This window comes from Amycolatopsis nigrescens CSC17Ta-90 (assembly GCF_000384315.1).
Classification (GTDB): Bacteria; Actinomycetota; Actinomycetes; order Mycobacteriales; family Pseudonocardiaceae; genus Amycolatopsis; species Amycolatopsis nigrescens.
Window position 1 is genome coordinate 4,906,108 of the sequence record NZ_ARVW01000001.1, and the last position, 17,194, is coordinate 4,923,301.

At 69.4% G+C, this 17,194-nt stretch carries 12 protein-coding genes; 10 read left to right on the plus strand and 2 right to left on the minus strand.

Annotated features, from left to right (window positions below; all coding sequences use genetic code 11):
* Positions 1-69 precede the first annotated feature (69 nt).
* From AMYNI_RS0123385 to AMYNI_RS0123405, 5 genes are all read left to right on the plus strand, one after another.
* Positions 70-1,836 carry an ABC transporter family substrate-binding protein gene (locus AMYNI_RS0123385; protein ID WP_020670484.1) on the plus strand — a complete coding sequence of 589 codons (1,767 nt, stop codon included), beginning with the start codon at positions 70-72 and terminating at the stop codon, positions 1,834-1,836.
* A gap of 101 nt (positions 1,837-1,937) precedes the next feature.
* Positions 1,938-3,722, plus strand: coding sequence for an ABC transporter family substrate-binding protein (locus tag AMYNI_RS0123390; RefSeq protein ID WP_026360829.1), 1,785 nt, complete (start codon positions 1,938-1,940; stop codon positions 3,720-3,722).
* Between the two features lie 305 nt (positions 3,723-4,027).
* Positions 4,028-5,818 carry an ABC transporter family substrate-binding protein gene (locus AMYNI_RS0123395; RefSeq protein WP_026360830.1) on the plus strand — a complete coding sequence of 597 codons (1,791 nt, stop codon included), beginning with the start codon at positions 4,028-4,030 and terminating at the stop codon, positions 5,816-5,818.
* 177 nt (positions 5,819-5,995) lie between these two features.
* The gene (locus tag AMYNI_RS0123400) at positions 5,996-7,015 is read left to right on the plus strand and encodes an ABC transporter permease (protein WP_020670487.1); all 1,020 of its coding nucleotides are present in this window, start codon (positions 5,996-5,998) and stop codon (positions 7,013-7,015) included.
* A gap of 1 nt (position 7,016) precedes the next feature.
* Entirely contained in the window at positions 7,017-7,943 is a 927-nt protein-coding gene (locus tag AMYNI_RS0123405; RefSeq protein ID WP_020670488.1) for an ABC transporter permease, read from the plus strand.
* Positions 7,944-8,013: 70 nt separating this feature from the next.
* Here the strand turns inward: AMYNI_RS0123405 and AMYNI_RS0123410 are convergent, their stop codons facing one another.
* Positions 8,014-9,795, minus strand: a complete 1,782-nt coding sequence (locus AMYNI_RS0123410) for an ABC transporter ATP-binding protein (RefSeq protein WP_020670489.1) — start codon at positions 9,793-9,795, stop codon at positions 8,014-8,016.
* A 176-nt stretch (positions 9,796-9,971) separates the two neighbouring features.
* On the opposite strand from AMYNI_RS0123410, the gene mshB reads away from it, so the two are divergent.
* The 3 genes from mshB to AMYNI_RS0123425 are packed head-to-tail and all read left to right on the plus strand — an operon-like array spanning position 9,972 to position 12,017.
* Positions 9,972-10,808 carry an N-acetyl-1-D-myo-inositol-2-amino-2-deoxy-alpha-D-glucopyranoside deacetylase gene (gene mshB, locus AMYNI_RS0123415; RefSeq protein WP_020670490.1) on the plus strand — a complete coding sequence of 279 codons (837 nt, stop codon included), beginning with the start codon at positions 9,972-9,974 and terminating at the stop codon, positions 10,806-10,808.
* Entirely contained in the window at positions 10,808-11,224 is a 417-nt protein-coding gene (locus AMYNI_RS0123420) for a hypothetical protein (RefSeq protein WP_020670491.1), read from the plus strand. The genes mshB and AMYNI_RS0123420 overlap by 1 nt, the downstream gene beginning before the upstream one ends.
* Entirely contained in the window at positions 11,217-12,017 is an 801-nt protein-coding gene (locus AMYNI_RS0123425) for a hypothetical protein (protein ID WP_020670492.1), read from the plus strand. Before AMYNI_RS0123420 ends, AMYNI_RS0123425 begins: the two co-directional genes overlap by 8 nt.
* A gap of 9 nt (positions 12,018-12,026) precedes the next feature.
* Here the strand turns inward: AMYNI_RS0123425 and AMYNI_RS0123430 are convergent, their stop codons facing one another.
* Positions 12,027-12,788 (minus strand): site-2 protease family protein, encoded by a 762-nt coding sequence (locus AMYNI_RS0123430; protein WP_020670493.1) that lies wholly within the window; start codon positions 12,786-12,788, stop codon positions 12,027-12,029.
* A gap of 489 nt (positions 12,789-13,277) precedes the next feature.
* Between AMYNI_RS0123430 and AMYNI_RS0123435 the strand changes: the two genes are divergently transcribed.
* Positions 13,278-13,535: a WhiB family transcriptional regulator gene (locus AMYNI_RS0123435; protein WP_211225627.1), complete on the plus strand. Its 258-nt coding sequence runs from the start codon at positions 13,278-13,280 to the stop codon at positions 13,533-13,535.
* Between the two features lie 223 nt (positions 13,536-13,758).
* On the plus strand, positions 13,759-17,139 hold the full coding sequence (locus AMYNI_RS0123440) for a glycosyltransferase family 2 protein (RefSeq protein WP_026360831.1): 3,381 nt from the start codon (positions 13,759-13,761) through the stop codon (positions 17,137-17,139).
* Positions 17,140-17,194 lie beyond the last annotated feature (55 nt).

Sequence of the window (17,194 nt, forward strand, 5' to 3'; positions counted from 1 at the left end):
AATCTCGGTACCGCGGTGCCCGTACCCATGGCAGCATGGCGGGCTCAACGCGGGAGAGGGGCTTTAGGCGTGCGGGTCAGGGGCAAGTCGAGGGCACCCGTCCTGCTGTCGGTTCTGCTGGCCGTGCTGGTCACGGCCTGCTCGAACACCCCGCCGCCACCGGTGGTCAGCACGCCGGCAAGCCAGCCGACCACGCCGACCAAGACCACGTCGCAGATCGTGGTCGGGGTGGACGACATCGTGGGCGGCTACAACCCGCACAACCTGGCCGACTCCTCCACGGTCACCACCGCGCTCGCCCAGCTGCTGCTGCCCTCGGTCTTCCGGCCGGGGCAGGCCGGCGAGCCGGTGCTGGACGAGAACCTGATGCGGTCCGCCGAAGTGATCTCGGAGCAGCCGTTCAAGGTGGCCTACGAGATCCAGCAGAACGCCTCCTGGTCCGACGGCGCGCCGATCGCGGTGGAGGACTTCGTCTACCTGTACGAGGCCATGCGGGACGAGCCGGGCACCGTGCTGCCCGCCGGTTACCGGCTGATCTCCGGGATCCAGCCGGGTGAGGGCGGCAAGCGGGTCGAGGTGACCTTCAGCAAGCCCTATCCCGGCTGGCAGACCCTGTTCTCAAACCTGCTGCCCGCGCATCTGCTCAAGGACGCGCCTGGCGGCTGGAAGGGCGCGCTGGCCGGCAGCTTCCCGGTCTACGGCGGCCCGTTCTCGATCAAGACGCTGGATTCCGACCGCGGCGAGATCATCTTGGAGCGCAACGACCGCTACTGGGCGAAGCCGGCCGCGATCGACCGGCTGGTGCTGCGCCGGACCGACCAGCCCGGCATGGTCGCCGCGCTGCGCAGCGGCAACGACCAGTTCGGCGTGGCGCGGACCGACGAGACCGGGCTCAAGCTGCTCGGGGAGCTCGGCCAGGCGGTGCGGCTGCACACGCTCGCCCAGCCGCGCACGGCGAACGTGCTGCTGCGGCCGTCCGGGTCGCTGACCGACGACCGGGTGCGGGCCGGGGTGGCCGCACTGCTCGACCGCGGCAAGCTGATCGCCGAAGGTGCCGCGGGCGGCCCGTCGGCAACGCTCCGCGCGGACGCCCAGGTGCTGCCGCCGTCCGACGCCGGCTACAAACCCACTTTGCCGGCCGGTGAGCTGGCCGCGCCGGACCAGCAGAAGGCGGAGCAGCTGTTCGCATCGGCCGGCTACACCAAGGAGGCGGGTACCTGGCGCAAGGACGGCAAGCCGCTGTCGCTGGTGGTCGCCTCGCCGGGGGAGCAGGAGCCCTACGCCGGCGTCGCCAAGGAACTGGCCGGTCAGCTGATCGCGGCCGGGGTGGAGGTCCGCACCATCAACCCGAAGTCGCGGGACCTGTTCTCCACCCTGCTGGCGCTGCCGATCGGTACCGCGGGCCAGCCCGTGCCGCCGGACAGCGCGGGCAACGTCGGGGTGGACGTCGCGGTGGTGCCGCAGCCGGTCGGCGGTGACCCCGCTTCGGTGCTCGCGTCCACCTTCGGCTGCCGGCCGGGGCCGGAACAGCCCGAGAGTTCCACCGGCGCCGCGGAACCGCCGGACTCCGCCACCACCAGGGTGCCGGCGAACGCGGCCGCGTTCTGCGACCGGAGCCTGCAGCCCGCCATCGACGCCGCACTCACCGGCTCGACACCGCTGGCCGAAGCGCTTTCCGCGCTGGAGCCGGAACTGTGGCGCCGGCACACCGTCATCCCGTTGTTCCAGCTCGCGGACACCCTGGCGATCGGTTCCGGGGTTTCCGGGGTGACCCCGGGCCCGCCGCTGGCAGGGCCGTTCGGCTCCGCGGTCAACTGGACTCGTGGCAGTAGGTAACCTGCGGCGTTTTAGCCGGGTTCGTGCCGTCGTCACCCTTTGGTCACGATCCCGACCGAACACGTGACCTGGGCCATTGCCGCTTTCTAGCGTGCAGCGGCATGAGGAGATCCCAAGCAGTCTCCGCCTTCTCCGTCGTCGCCGTGGCCGCGCTCGTGCTGAGCGCCTGCGGTGGCGGGGAGAGTGGCGACCCGAATTCCGGCGCGAGTGGCGACATCAAGTCCATGGCGACCGGCAAGGCCCAGCAGGGCGACAACTTCAAGCTGGGCGAGGCACCGGAGAGCGACCAGGTCATCATCGGCATCGACCAGGGCTACTCCGGCTACAACAACGAAACGCCCGACGCGAACAACTCCTACAACACCTTCGTGCTGACCGCGGTGCTCTCCGGCAGCTACCAGCTCGACGGCAACAACAAGGTGCTGCTCAACACCGACGTGATGGAGTCTTGGCGGGTCACCCAGCCCAGCCCGCAGGTGGTCGAGTGGAAGCTCAAGCCGAACGTCAAGTGGTCCGACGGCGGGGACTGGGACTGCGACGACTTCTACCTGGCCTGGCTGGCCCGCAACGGCAATCCCAAGCAGGACGGCAAGCCGGTCTTCATCTCCACCGGTAGCGACGGCTACGAGCTGATCGCCGACGCCACCTGCAAGGACAACCTGACCTTCGAGGCCAAGTTCAGCCAGCCCTACCTGGACTACAAGAGCCTTTTCAACCCGACGTCGGTGATGCCCGCGCACGTGCTCGAGCAGAAGACCGGCGTCGCCGACGTCACCGCGCTCAAGCCCACCGGCGATATCGCCACCCTGAAGAAGGCGGGCGAATTCTGGAGCAAGGAGTGGAAGGCGTTCAAACCGGACATCATGCCTTCTTCGGGCCCGTACAAGATCACCGCTTTCGACACCAACTCCAAGCAGATCACCTTGGAGAAGAACCCGTTGTGGCTCGGTGCCAAGGGCGGCCCGAAACGGATCATCGTGAAGGCGATCCCGGACACCAAGGCGATGGCCACCGCGGTGCAGAACGGTGAGATCGACGTGGCCTCTTCGGTCCAGCCGGATGCGACCGCGGCCGAAACGCTGAAGGGCCTTTCGTCCCAGGGCGTGACCTACGGTTCGGCGCCGAGGCTGTCCTTCGAGCACCTCGACCTGAACCTCGACCGGCTGTTCGCGGACCCGGCCACCAGGAAGGCGTTCTTCCAGGCGGTCGACCGCCAGGAGATCACCGACAAGCTGATCAAGCCGGTGCAGGGCGACGCCCAGCCGCTGAACAACCTCCTGTTCTTCCCCGGTGAGCCCGGTTTCGAGGACAACTACACCGCCAAGATCGGCCAGGGTGCGGAGGCCGCGGCCAAGACGCTGACCGACGCGGGCTGGGTGAAGGGCGCCGACGGCGTTTTCGCCAAGGACGGCAAGCGGTTCTCGGTGACCGTCACGCACAACGAGAACGCCCGCCGCGACCAGACCGTGGAGATCATCATCCCGCAGCTCAAGGCGGCCGGGATCGAGATCAAGAACGAGACCGACCCCGCCTTCCTCAAGGGCAGGTTGGACAAGGGCGAATGGGACGTGGCGCTGTACGGCTGGTCCTCCACCCCGTTCAAGTCGGAGCAGGCGTCGATCTACGTCACCGGCGGCGGCCAGAACCACCAGGGCCTGAGCGACGCGAAGGTGGACGAGGGCTGGCGGGCCGCCGGTACCGCGGTGGACGAGGACGCGGCGCGCAAGGCGTACCAGGCCACCGACCGGGCGCTGGCCGACACCTACGCCTCGCTGCCGCTGTTCCAGACCCCGAGCATGTGGGGCTTCCGCGGTATCGATCGGGTGTTCATGCAGTCCTATCTCGGCGTGTTGTGGAACGTCGGCGAATGGACTAAAACGGGATGAACCGGCCGTACTGGCGATGATCATGCGACCAGGGGTGGTGCCGGACCGGAATCCGGTGCCACCCCTGGGTTTCGCCTCGAAGCTGCCGGTGAGTAACCGTGGTACTTCCCAAGGCCACCCAGATGTCACCCTTTGGTCACGATCGCACCCGAACTGGTGACTCCGTGTGCACTTAGTTCTTAGCGTGCACCCGCAGTGCGCCAATTGCATGGCGCTTGGCGTGGCATAAGCTCCGGGTCGACTACCGGAGCGGTGTGGGCCCGTGCCGACTTGCGTCGGGCCCAGTGCTAGGAGGGCACACGTAAATGAGGAGATCCAAAGCAGTCTCCGCTGTGTCTGCGATCGCGGCCGCCGCACTCGTTCTGAGCGCGTGCGGCAGCGGCGGCGACAACGGTGACCAGAACGGTTCGAGCGCCGATGTCAAAAGCATGGCGACGGGCAAGTCCCAGAACGGGGACAACTTCAAGCTGGGCGACGCTCCGGAGAGTGAACAGGTCATCGTCGCGATCGACCAGGGTTACTCGGCGTACAACAACAAGACGCCGGATGCGAACAACTCGTACAACAACTACGTGATGGCCGCCGTCCTGGCCAGCCCGTTCCCGCTCGACGGCAACAACAAGCCGCTGCTCAACACGGACGTGATGGAGTCGGTGAAGGTCACTTCACAGAACCCCCAGATCGTCGAGTGGAAGATCAAGCCGGGCGTCAAGTGGTCCGACGGCGCGCCGTGGGACTGCAAGGACTTCTACCTCAAGTGGCTGGCCGCCAGCGGCAAGGCCAAGAAGTCGGACGGCGAGCCCGCCTTCAAGCCCGCCTCCACCACCGGCTACGAGCTGGTCAAGCAGCCGACCTGCTCGCCGGACAACCTGACCCTCACCGCCCAGTTCGACGAGCCGTACCTGGACTACAAGGGCATGTTCGCCGACCAGGTGCTGATGCCGGCCCACGTGCTGGAGCAGAAGACCGGTATCCCGGACATCACCAAGCTCACCCCGGAAGGCGACAAGGGCCAGCTGGCCAGCGCCGGGGACTTCTGGAGCACCCAGTGGAAGGGCTTCAAGCCGGACATCATGCCGGGCTCCGGGCCCTACATGATCACCGACTACGACGCGAACTCCAAGCAGGTCACGCTGTCGAAGAACCCGCAGTGGATCGGCGCGAAGGGTGGCCCGAAGAAGGTCATCGTGAAGGCCATCCCGGACACCAAGGCGATGGCGACCGCGCTGCAGAACGGTGAGATCGACGTCGCGGCGTCGACCCAGCCGGACGCCACCGCGGCCAACACCATGAAGGGCCTGTCCTCGCAGGGCGTCATCTACGGCTCCGCGCCGCAGCTCACCTTCGAGCACCTCGACCTCCAGTACAACCGGATGTTCAAGGACCCGGCGCTGCGCAAGGCGTTCTTCCAGTCGATCGACCGCCAGCAGATCACCGACAAGCTGCTGAAGGAGGTGCAGGCGGACGCTCAGCCGCTGGGCAGCCTGCAGTTCTTCCAGGGCGAGCCCGGCTACCAGGACAACTACGCCAACAAGGCGGGTCAGGGTGCCGAGGCGGCCGCGAAGACGCTGACCGACGCCGGCTGGGTGAAGGGTGCCGACGGCATCTTCGCCAAGGACGGCCAGCGTGCGTCGTTCACCATCACGCACAACGAGAACGCTCGCCGCGACCAGACCGTCGAGATCATCATCCCGCTGGCCAAGGCCGCCGGCCTGGAGGTCAAGAACGAGACCGACCCGAACTTCCTCAAGGGCCGGGTCGACAAGGGTGAGTACGACGTGGCGCTGTTCGCCTGGTCGGCCACCCCGTTCAAGGCCGAGCAGAAGGCGATCTACTCGACCGGTGGCAACCAGAACTGGCAGGGCCTGAGCGACCCGACGGTTGACGAAGCCTTCAAGAAGGCCGTGTCGGCCACCGACGAGACCGTCAAGCAGAAGGCGTACCAGGACGCGGACAAGGCTCTCTCCGAGCAGTACGCGAGCCTGCCGCTGTTCGCCGTCCCGTCCATGTGGGGCTTCCGCGGTATCGACCGGGTGTACATGCAGTCGTACAACGGTGCGCTGTGGAACGTCGGTGAGTGGACGAAGACCGGTTAGTCGGGTCTTTTTCCCTCCGAATATGGAGACCTGGCGGAGCCGGGAGGCGGGTCACGAACCCGCCTCCCGGCTTCCTCCGGAAGTAGCTGTTGACCGTGGGTCGATCCCCACTACGGTGGTCAACCGGGCGCGGGCCCGAGCACTTCCCCAGGCCTGACCCGGACGAGGAGCAAGTCGTTGAACCTGGTTTTGTACATCCTGCGTCGCGTGGCGATCTCTATCCCGATCCTGCTGCTGGCGACCTTCCTTTGTTTCCTGATGGTCGCCGGTGCCGGCGACCCGCTCGCCGAGCTGAAGAGCCAGCCGAACATCAGCCCCGAGTCGGTGGCCGCGATCGCGCACCAGCTCGGTGTCGACCAGCCGCTGATTCCGCGCTACTTCAACTGGCTCGGCGCCTTCCTGACCGGTGACTGGGGCGTCTCGATCGCACAGGGCGACGCGCTGCAGCCGGTCTTCCCGAAGGTGACCAGCGCGTTCGGGGTGACCCTGAAGCTGGTCATCGGCGCCGAGATCCTGGCCATCGTGGTGGGCGTCCTGGTCGGTGTGGTGGCCGCGGTCAAGCAGTACTCGATCGTGGACTACATCGCCACCACGCTCGCCTTCCTGCTGTTCTCGATGCCGATCTTCTGCGTCGCGATCGTGCTCAAGCAGTACGCGATCGAGCTGAACGCGGTGGTCAGGGACCTCGGCCTGAGCGACTGGCTCGGCAACCCGTGGCTGAGAACGACGAGTCCGGAGAATCTCAAGGCGGACAACGGGTTCGGCGAGTTCGTGATCGACTACATCGGCGCCTACCTGCTGCCGACGCTGGCCATCATGGCGATCAGTTTCGCCGCGTACAGCCGTTTCCAGCGGGCTTCCATGCTGGAGACGCTGAACGCGGACTACGTGCGGACCGCGCGGGCGAAGGGGCTGTCCTCGTCCAGGGTGGTGTTCCGACACGCGTTCCGGAACGCGCTCATCCCGGTCACCACGCTGTTCTCGGTGAACTTCGCCGCGGTGCTCACCGGCGCGATCATCACCGAGCGGGTGTTCAACTGGAACGGCATGGGCACGGTCCTCGTCGATGCCGTGACCAGGAACGACCCGAACGTGATGATGGGCTGGCTGGTGCTCATCGCCGCCACTGTGGTCGCCTTCAACCTGATCGCCGACTTGCTGTACGGCATCCTGGACCCGAGGATTCGCGTTGGCTGACATGAACTCGCTGGTCGCCGGCGTCAAAGCCGGCGGGCCGGACGAAGAAGGAAAACTGGCTCCGGAGGCTCTACCCGAGCCCAGCAGCCAGGGCAAACTGGTACTGCGCAAGTTCTTGCGGCACAAGCTGGCCATGGCCAGCACCGGGATGCTGGTGCTGATCGTGCTGATCACCGTGGTCATGCCGTTGTTCTGGCCGTACAGCTACGAAGAGATCACCGGCGGCTTCCTGGCGCCGTCCGGCGACCATCCGCTGGGCACCACCCAGGTCGGCAAGGACATGGTGGCCCAGGTCCTTCGGGGCACCCAGTACTCGCTGCTGATCGCGCTCACCGTGTCGATCGTGTCCACCGCGCTCGGCGTGGTCTTCGGCGCGCTGGCCGGGTACCTGCGCGGGCTGTCCGACTCGCTCATCTCGCGGCTGACCGACCTGTTCCTGATCATCCCGCAGATCGCCGCGGCGGCGATCCTGGTGCAGGTGTTCGGCGGCGGCAGCTGGTACGTGGTGGCCATGGTGCTGGCCGCGTTCGGCTGGATGCAGATCGCCCGCATCACCCGCGCCGAGGCGATGTCGTTGTCGCAGCGGGAGTTCGTGGAGTCCGCGCGGGCCTCCGGTGCGGGCACCCGGCGGATCATCTTCAAGCACCTGGTGCCGAACATGGTCGGCAGCATCACCGTGAACGCGACCCTCGCGGTGGCGCAGGCGGTGCTCGCGGAGGCCGCGCTGTCCTTCATCGGCCTCGGTGTGCAGCTGCCGGACACCTCGCTCGGCCGGGTCATCCTGGAGAACTACGCACAGCTGCAGGGCCGGCCGTGGCTGTTCTTCGGGCCGTTCGTGGTGCTGGTGCTGATCTCGTTGTCGATCAACTTCATCGGTGACGGTCTGCGCGACGCCTTCGACCCCCGTCAGCGCCGCGTCAAAGCCTGACCTGAATGCAGTGAAGGCCACCTTGCCTGCGTTCAACGCAGGCAAGGTGGCCTTCACTGCATAAAGCGGGCTAGTCGGCGACGGGGGCGAGGCGGCCGGCCTCCCAGGCGGCGCGGCGCTCGGCCTGCAGGGCCGGGTCGGCCACCGGGGCCGCGGAGAGCAGCCGCTTGGTGTACTCCTCCTGGGGCGAGTGCAGCACCTGGTCCCTGGTGCCGACCTCGACCAGCTTGCCGTGCTGCATCACCGCGACCCGGTCCGCGAGCAGGTCCACCACGGCCAGGTCGTGGCTGATGAACAGGCAGGCGAACTGCAGGGTCTGCTGCAGGTCGAGGAACAGGTCCAGCACCCTGGCCTGCACCGAGACGTCCAGCGCCGAGGTGGGCTCGTCCGCGATCAGCAGCTGCGGGTCCAGCGCGAGCGCGCGGGCGATCGAGACGCGCTGGCGCTGCCCGCCGGAGAGCTCGTGCGGGTACCGGTTGCGGTAGTGCCCGCTGAGCTCGACCTTGTCCAGCAGCGTGGTGACCCGGTCGTTGAGCTCCTTGCCGGCCAGCACCTTGTGCAGCGTCAGCGGTTCGCCGATCGACTCGCCGATCGTCATCTTCGGGTCCAAAGTGGACGCCGGGTCCTGGAACACGATGGAGAAGTACCGGCGCAGCGGCCGCAGCTCCTTGGCGGAGAGGTTCGTGATGTCCCGTCCGGCGATGGACACGGTGCCTTCGGTCGGCTTCAGCAGCCGGATCGCGCACCGGCCGACGGTCGACTTGCCGGAGCCGGACTCGCCGACCAGGCCGAGGATCTCGCCCTTCTGGATGGACAGCGAGACGTTGTCCACCGCGCGGTTCTTGTTCTGGCGCCCGCGCCCCGGGTACTCCAGCACCAGGTTGGAGATCTCCAGCGCCGGTGCGTCGGCCTTGATCTGGGCGGCCAGTTCCTCGTCCGCGAGCCGGATCTCCTCGGCGATCTTGACCGCTTCCTCGCCGGTCACGTCGATGCCGCTGTCGTCGAGCAGCCGCCGCCCCTCCGGGCGCTGGCCGAGCACCGGCACCGCGGCCAGCAGCTTGCGGGTGTACTCCTCCTGCGGCGACGCGAACAGCTCGGTCACCGGTGCCTGCTCGACGATCTCGCCCTGGTACATCACCACGACCCGGTCGGCAAGGTCGGCGACAACGCCCATGTCGTGCGTGATCAGCACGATCGCGGTGTTCAGGGTGTCCCGGAGCCGGCGCAGCAGGCCGAGGATCTCCGCCTGCACGGTGACGTCCAGCGCGGTGGTCGGCTCGTCGGCGATGATCACCTTGGGGTCGCAGGCGATCGCCATCGCGATCACCACGCGCTGGCGCAGGCCGCCGGAGAGCTGGTGCGGGTACTGGTTGAAGCGCACCGCCGGGTCCGGGATGCCGACCATGTCCAGCAGCTCGATGGCGCGGGCGTCGGCGGCGCTCTTGGCGAGGTCCTGGTGGGTGCGCAGGGCCTCCCGGATCTGCCAGCCCACGGTGTACACCGGGTTCAGCGCGCTCATCGGCTCCTGGAAGATCATCGCGATGTCGTTGCCGCGGATCTTGCGGAGTTCCTTGTCCTTCAGCCCGGCCAGTTCCCGTTCCTCCAGGCGGAGGTCCCCGGTGATCCTGCTGGTCTTCGGCAGCAGGCCGAGCACGGACATCGAGGTGACCGACTTGCCGGAACCGGATTCGCCGACCACTGCGACGATCTCGCCGGGGGCCACGTCGAACGCGATGCCCTTGACCGCGTCGACCGGGCCGTCCTCGGTGCTGAACGAGATGCGCAGGTCCGAGATGGACAGGACGGATCCGGAGGTGCCGGCGGTGTTCGCCGTTGTTGCTTCAGTGCTCACCAGCTGCCCTTCGTGGGGGTTTCAGGTCGTCAGGCCGGTGCTTCCACCGGACCGGGTGACTCGCGCGAGGATAACCGAGAGTGCGCCCGACGAAGGTGTGACCATGGCAATTTCCCGGCCGCCGCCCGCCCACCGCGCCAAACGGAAGCCCTTCGCGCTCTATTAGTCTTCAAACCGTGATCTCCCCGGAGCGCCGACGGTTACTGCTGGTCCATGCCCATCCCGACGACGAGAGCATCACCACCGGCGGCACCATGGCGAAATACGCCGCCGATGGCACCGATGTGCTGCTGGTGACCTGCACACTCGGCGAGGAGGGCGAGATCATCCCGCCCGCGCTGGAGCAGCTCGGCGCGTGGGCCGGCAACCAGCTCGGCGGCTACCGCGACGGCGAGCTCGCCACCGCCTGCGCGGCACTCGGCGTAACCGAGCACCGCTACCTCGGCGGGATCGGCCGCTGGCGCGACTCGGGCATGGCGGGCACCCCGGCCGCGCGGCATCCGCGGGCGTTCACCGCCGGCTCGCCCGACGAGCAGGCCGGGCAGCTTCGCGCGCTGATCGACGAGTTCCAGCCGCAGGTGGTGGTGACCTACGACGCCTACGGCGGCTACGGCCACCCCGACCACATCCGCGCGCACCAGATCACCATGGCCGCCGCGCCCAGCTCGCCCTCGGTGGCCAGGGTGTTCCACACCGTGCACTCGGCGGCCGCGGTCGAGCGCGGCCTGACCGCGTTGCGTGGGTTGCCGGAACTGCCGTTCCCGGTACCGGAGGACGGAAAGCTGCCGAGCACCCCGGACGAGCTGATCGGCACCGCGGTCGCGCTCGGCGAGCACCTGGAGGCCAAGATCACCGCACTCCGCGCGCACGCCACGCAGATCTCGGTGCTGCCGTCGGGAATCTGCTTCGCGCTGTCGAACGGCATCGCCCAGCCGATTCCGGACACCGAGTACTTCGTGCTCGCCCACGGCCCGGCGGCCGGCGCGGGCACCGACCTGTTCGGGGGCCTGTGATGACCGGGACCGCCGTGCCGGCCGCGAACCGCTGGCTGTTCGCCGTGCTGCTGCTGGACACCGTGCTGCTCGCGTTGCTGGAGATGTTCTTCCTGCCGCTGCGGCTGGACGGGGTGCTGCTGCCCAAGGCGGGCGACATCCCGATGCCGCTGACCGTGCTGGTCGCCGTGTTCACCACCCCGCTGCTGGTGAAGCAGGCCGCCAAGCTGGTTCACCCGCGTGCCTCGTTTGCCGTCCTCGGAGCCTGGATACTCACCCTGCTGGTGGTCGGTGTGTTCGGCCCGGCCGGCGACCAGGTGCTCGCCGAGGACTGGCGGACCCTGCTGCTGCTCGCCGGCGGTGCCTTTCCGGCGGCCATGGTGCTGGGCGGCTCGCTGGCCCGCCCGCCGAAGACGGGAGGAGTGAAACGTGGCTGAGGCGATATCCGACCGGCAGGTGGTGGCCGTGCTGCGGCCGTTCGTCCGGGCCACCGGGCCGATGCTGGACGCGCTGCGCGAGTCGGACCCGCTCGGCCTGCGCACGCGCCGCCGTGACACGGGTGACGCGGCCGAACTGGCCGAGGTGGAGCCAGGGCTGCGCGACAAGCTGCTGGACGGGCTGGCCTCGGTCAAGGTGCCCGGCACCGCGGCATGGGCGGAGATGGACACCGAGCAGCGCACCCAGTGGTGGGTGCACCGGGTCGGCCGGTTCACCGCACTGCTCACTTCGATCCCCGGCCTCGGCGGGGTGCTGGCGGACCGGCTGCCGCTGCAGGACACCCTCGGCACCGCGTCGCAGGGCCTGCTGCTCTGCGCGATCGCCGGCGAGCACGGGGTGACCGGGCTCGGTGAGCGGGTGCGCCTGATCGCCTGGGTGCTCTTCGAGCGCGACATCGATCCGGTACTGGCTGCCGGGAAGCACGCGGAGCACGACGCGTCGGCGGAGGACGCGGAGACCGCGGAGCTGACCGAAGAAATGGACGAATCCTCGAAGAAGCACGGCAGGATCACTCTGAAGGCGTCCGCGCGCACGCTGTGGCGTCTCGGTCGCTCTCTGCTCGGCATCACCGAGGAGCTGGAAAAGCGGCCACGTGGCCGGTTCTACCACCGGGCGGTCGGCATGCTGCCGGTGGTCGGCATGGCAGGGGACTACTTCGGCGAGCGTTCCGGGCTCAAGCGGGTGGCCAAGCGAGCCGACCGGTGGCTGGCTGAGCACCGGCCGGTCGCCTGACGATCGCGCCTAGCGCCAGAACTGGAAGGCGCTGGCGCCGAACGAGGCCAGCAACTGCTCGCCGCCGATGAGCTCGAAGGCGCCGTAGGAAACCTCGAAGAACACGTTTTGCACCGGGGTCACCACGAACAGCACGGCGAACAGCGCCAGCGGCGCCCACGGCCGCGCCTTCGCGCCGAGTTCACGCGCCTGCGGGGAGAGGTACGGCTCGATCGCGCCGTACCCGTCCAGCCCCGGCACCGGCAGGATGTTCAGGATGAACGCCAGTATCTGCAGCAGGGCCAGGTAGGACAGGCCGATCGCGAGACCGACCGGCATCGGGATCAGGCTGATCGCGAGGGTCAGCAGGATGCCGAGGCCGAGGTTGCTCAGCGGACCGGCCAGCGACACCCAGGTGGAGACCCGGCGTGAGCGCAGCGCCCAGTTGTTGATCCACACCGCGCCGCCGGGCAGCGGGATGCCGCCGATCGCCAGGATCAGCAGCGGCAGCACGATGGAGAACACCGGATCGGTGTACTTCCGGATGTCCATCGTCAGATATCCCTTGATGGCCACCTCGTGGTCGCCGCCACGGAAGGCGACGATCGCGTGACCGAACTCGTGCAGGGTCAGCGAGGTGGCCCACCCCGCCAGCACGAGCAGGAAGATTCCGCCCACCAGCAAGGGATCCTTGCTAGAGGTGAGCAAGCTCGCCGGATCGCCGAAGGCGGCCAGCGCACCGCCTGCCGCGGTGGCGGCGAGTAGTCCAAAGAAGACCGGGCTCGGGCGCACTGCTGATCTCTGCACGCCTCCAGTCTTCCAGTGCCCGCCTGGTGCCCGGCAAGCGGCACGGACCCGGCGAAGCGGACAGGCTTGCCGCCGCACGGCGTGTCCCCTTGCGCGCCGGGGCGGAAGTATCCCCCAAACTCGGTACTCGGCTTGACCTGGCCGCATTACACGGGTGTAATCACATTGATGTCATTCACCGCTAGGCAAGGGGAGCGGGGAGCGGCATCCGCCGTGACGGGAACGGCGCGAAGGTACCACTTTCGCCTCACCCGTAACGGTGTGCCGGCCTGAGACGGCAGCGGTGCGGGAGTGCAACTTGCATCGTCCGCGGAGGGCGTTTTACGCGTCGGGGCAACGATTTCGCCTCGACGTTGATCAATACCGCCAGCCTGGGGAGTGCGTGGAAGCGAGGAGGCGGACGTGCGGTTGGACGTCGAAGGAAAGGAATGGGGGCAGGTCGTGGACTGGCGAGAGAACTCGGAGCAGCAACAGCTGGGTGAACTCACCGATCTCTTCGACGACCCCGCCGAAGAACAGGAATGGCAGGAGCGCGCGCTGTGCGCGCAAACGGATCCGGAGGCCTTCTTCCCGGAGAAGGGCGGCTCCACCCGGGAGGCCAAACGGATCTGCCTCGGCTGCGAGGTCAAGGACGAGTGCCTCGAGTACGCGCTGGCGCACGACGAGCGCTTCGGTATTTGGGGCGGGCTTTCCGAACGTGAGCGCCGCAAGCTGAAAAAGCGCGCGGTCTGAGCGTTGCCGCGGGGCGGCCGGCGAAAGCCGGCGCCGCCTTGCCCGCATTCGAGCGAGTTCAGTGCGGCGTAAGCATAAGTGCCGCACGGCTTTTGTCAGGTCCGTGTGAAATGGCGAGTCCACGCTTCGGGAGCGGGCAGGGTTCCCCGTTCGGTGCGGCGGCCGCGTGGTTAAGGTGCAGCTACTTTGACCGCCTGAAAGTTCTGTAGCACTGGAGAGCTTGTTGCCGCGCACGCCCGCAGCGCCGTCGTCGCGCACCGCTCCCGTCCTGGCCGTGCTGGTCTGCCACAACGGGGCGGACTGGCTCCCGCTCGCGTTGTCCGCCTTGCGCCGCAGCACGATCAGGCCGAGGCACATTCTCGCGGTGGACACCGGTTCCACCGACCGCACCGCGCAGTTGCTCGCCGAAGCGGCGGACCCGCTGCACGCGGTCGGTGGTCAAGGGGAGCAACCGGTGCTGGACGGGGTGCTCACCTTGCCGGCCGGTACCGGCTTCGCGGACGCGGTGGACGATGCGGTGGCACAGGCGGTCGAACGCTGGGGCGACCCCGGCGCGTGGGTCTGGCTGCTGCACGACGACTGCGCGCCGGAACCCGACTGCCTGGACATCCTGCTGCGGGCCGTGGAGGCGGCGCCGTCGGCCGGGGTGCTCGGGCCGCTCGCGGTGAACTGGACCGACCCGCGGCTGATCGTGGAGGCCGGTCTTTCCCTGGACGCGTCCGGGCATCGGCAGTCGGCGTCGCCGGCGGGCGGTGCTCTCGGGGACTGGGAACCCGACAACCCGCAGCAGAGCACCGAGGTGCTCGCGGTGCCCAGCGCCGGTGCGCTGATCCAGCGCAGCCTGTGGACCTCGCTGGACGGTTTCGACCGCGGTTTTCCCTTGCTGGGCGAGGACATCGACTTCGGCTGGCGGGCGAACGCGGTGGGCAGGCTGGTGCTCTGCGTGCCGAGGGCGCGGCTCCGGCACGCCCGTGCGCTGACCACCGGCCGCCGTGCGGTCGGGGCCACCAGCGGCTCGGTGGCCGCCACCGAGCGGACCAGCGGACTGCGGGTGTTCCTGGCGAACTGCTCGGCGTTCTCGTTCTGGTTCGGCCTGTGCCGGCTGGTCGTGCTCTGCGTGCTGCGCGGCCTCGGTTTCGCCCTGCTGCGGCGCGGCACGCAGGCGGCAGCCGAGTTCGCGGCGGTGCGCTATCTGACCAGTGGCGCGGGCGGGCTGCGCGAGGCGCGCGCCCGTCGGCGCGCGCTCGGCCTGCGGCCCGGAGTGGTCCGCGGGCTGTTCACCAGCAGGTTTACCCGGCTGCGCAACGCGACCAGGGCCGGTGTGCTGACCCTGGTCCGGCGCCGGGTGGCCAGTGAGGCCGCGCTCGGCAGGTTGCCAGCGGCGGCCGCCGACGAGTCGGCCTGGATCCCGCCGGAGGCCATGCGCCACACCGAGTCCGCGCCCCGACCGGTCGGTCCGGACGCGCTGCCGGCCGGTGCGCTGCGCGCCTCCGGTACCCGCGGTGCCGGGCTGCGGCGGCCCGGCGGGGTGGTCGCGGTGGCGCTGCCGGACGCGGCCCACGGTGTTGATGGCGCCGACGTGGTGGACGACTCGGACACGGTGGAAGCGGAGGAAACCGGCGCTAAGCCGTCACCGGGGCACCGCGAGGGCGACGGCGAGCTGGTGTTCGTCGAGGTGAACCGGCGGCGGATCCTGTCCGCCACGCTGTTCGCCCCGCCGGTGGTGCTGTTCGTCCTGCTGACCGTGCTCGGCCTGGTACTCAACGGCGGCAGGCTGGGCCTCGAGCTGACCGGTGGCCGGCTGTTGCCGGTCGGCGGGCTCGGCGAGCTGTGGCAGGTCTACCTGGCGCCATGGCATCCGATCGGCGGAGGCACGGCCAGCTCCGCGTCGGCCGCGTTGCCGGTACTCGGTGTGCTCGGCGCGTTGTTCGCGCCCATCGGCGGTCCCGCCGCGCTGGTCGCCGTGCTGCTGATCGGAGATCTGCCGCTGGCCGCGCTCACCGCGTACGCGGCCACACGCAAGCTTCGCGTGCATCGCTGGGTGCGTGCCGGGGCGGCCGCGGCCTACGCCCTGCTGCCGGCCGCCACGGCGTCCGTCGCGCAGGGCCGGCTGGACGTGGTGGTGGCGCACATCCTGCTGCCCGCCGTGCTGGCCGGGATCGCCGGCATCCTGGTCCGGACCGACGGCCGCTGGCTGCACGTCTCGGTGCTGTGCGCGCTCGGGGTGGCGGTGCTCGGCGCCTTCTCGCCCTTGGCGCACGCGCTGGCACTGCTCGGCCTGGTGGCCGGTTTCGTGGCGCTGCCGGCACCCGGCGGGCTGGCTCGCCGGATCGCGTCGGTCGGCATCATCGTGCTGCTGCCGCTGGCCCTGCTGCTGCCGTGGCCGACCGTGCTGCTGAACAACCCCGGGCTGCTGCTGCACGGGCTCAGCGGCCCCGGTGCCCCGGCGACCGGCAGCGAGCTGTTCGGCCTCGACCCCGGTGGCGCCGGCGGCCTGCCGATCGGGATCGCGCTGGTGGCCGCGGCGCTGGTGGCGCTGGTCTTCCGGCCGACAAGGCAGGTGGCGGCCGGGCTCGGCGTGGTCGTGCTCGGCGTCGGCGGGCTGGTGCTGGTGCGGCTGGTCGCGGTGCCCCCGCTGCAGGGCGGCCCGGCTTCCGGTGGCTTCACCGGCGTGCCGATGCTGGTGATCGGCGCCGGGCTGCTGTGGGTGGTGCTGGCGACCTGCCTGCGCGACGGCGTGCGGGCACCGTCCTGGCTGCCGAGGCTGGGTGCGGCCGGTGGCGTCGCGGTGCTGCTGGTGCTGGCCGTCGGCGGGGTGGTGGCCGGGCGGGAAGGACCCTTGCGGCCCGGCGACGGCGACCAGCTGGCCTCCTCGCTGACCGCGGAGCTGGCGAACACCGGGCGTTCCGTGCTGGTACTCGGTTCCGGTGGCGAGCCGCCGCGGCAGACCGGTGGCAGGCTGCCCCGGTTCGGTGACGAGCAGCTGCCGCTGGCCGCCGGCACCCCGGACCGGCTGGCCGGCTGGCAGCGGGACCTCACCGAGGGTGCCCCGGACGCGGCCCGGCAGACACTGTCCGCGGCGGCGGCCTCCGGGGTGCTGTTCGTGGTCATGCCGCCAGGGGTCGAGCGGCCGCTGGCGCAGGCCGTGCCGGCGGTGGCCGGCGACGCGCCGCCCACCGAGGAGGGCAGGCAGGTGCTGCGGCTGGTGCCGCCGGGCGGGCAGGTGGTGCTGATCCCGCCGGAGCTGGCAAGGCAGGCGGTCACCGGGCAGGCGCCGGACGAGTTCACCGGCGTGACCCCGGTGCCGTCCGGGCTGCCGGACGTGCGGGTCCGGGTGTCCGACGGCCCGGCCGGGCGGCTGCTGGTGCTCTCCGCCGAGCAGGAGGCGGGCTGGCAGGCCACGGTCAACGGGCAGCGCCAGCCGATCGTGCCCGCCTGGGGCCATCAGGTCGCGGTGGTGGTGCCGACCAGGCAGGCGGAGGTGCTCGTGGAGCATCCGTCCGCGCTGCGCAACGTGCTGCTGCTCGGCCAGGTCGCCGCGGTGCTGTTCACCCTGCTCACCGCCATCCCCGGCCGCCGCGTTCCCGCACGTCAGCGCTCGTGAGTGAAAACGGTTGCCCTGGCAACACTTTTCACTCACGACGTCTGAGCTGGGGGTT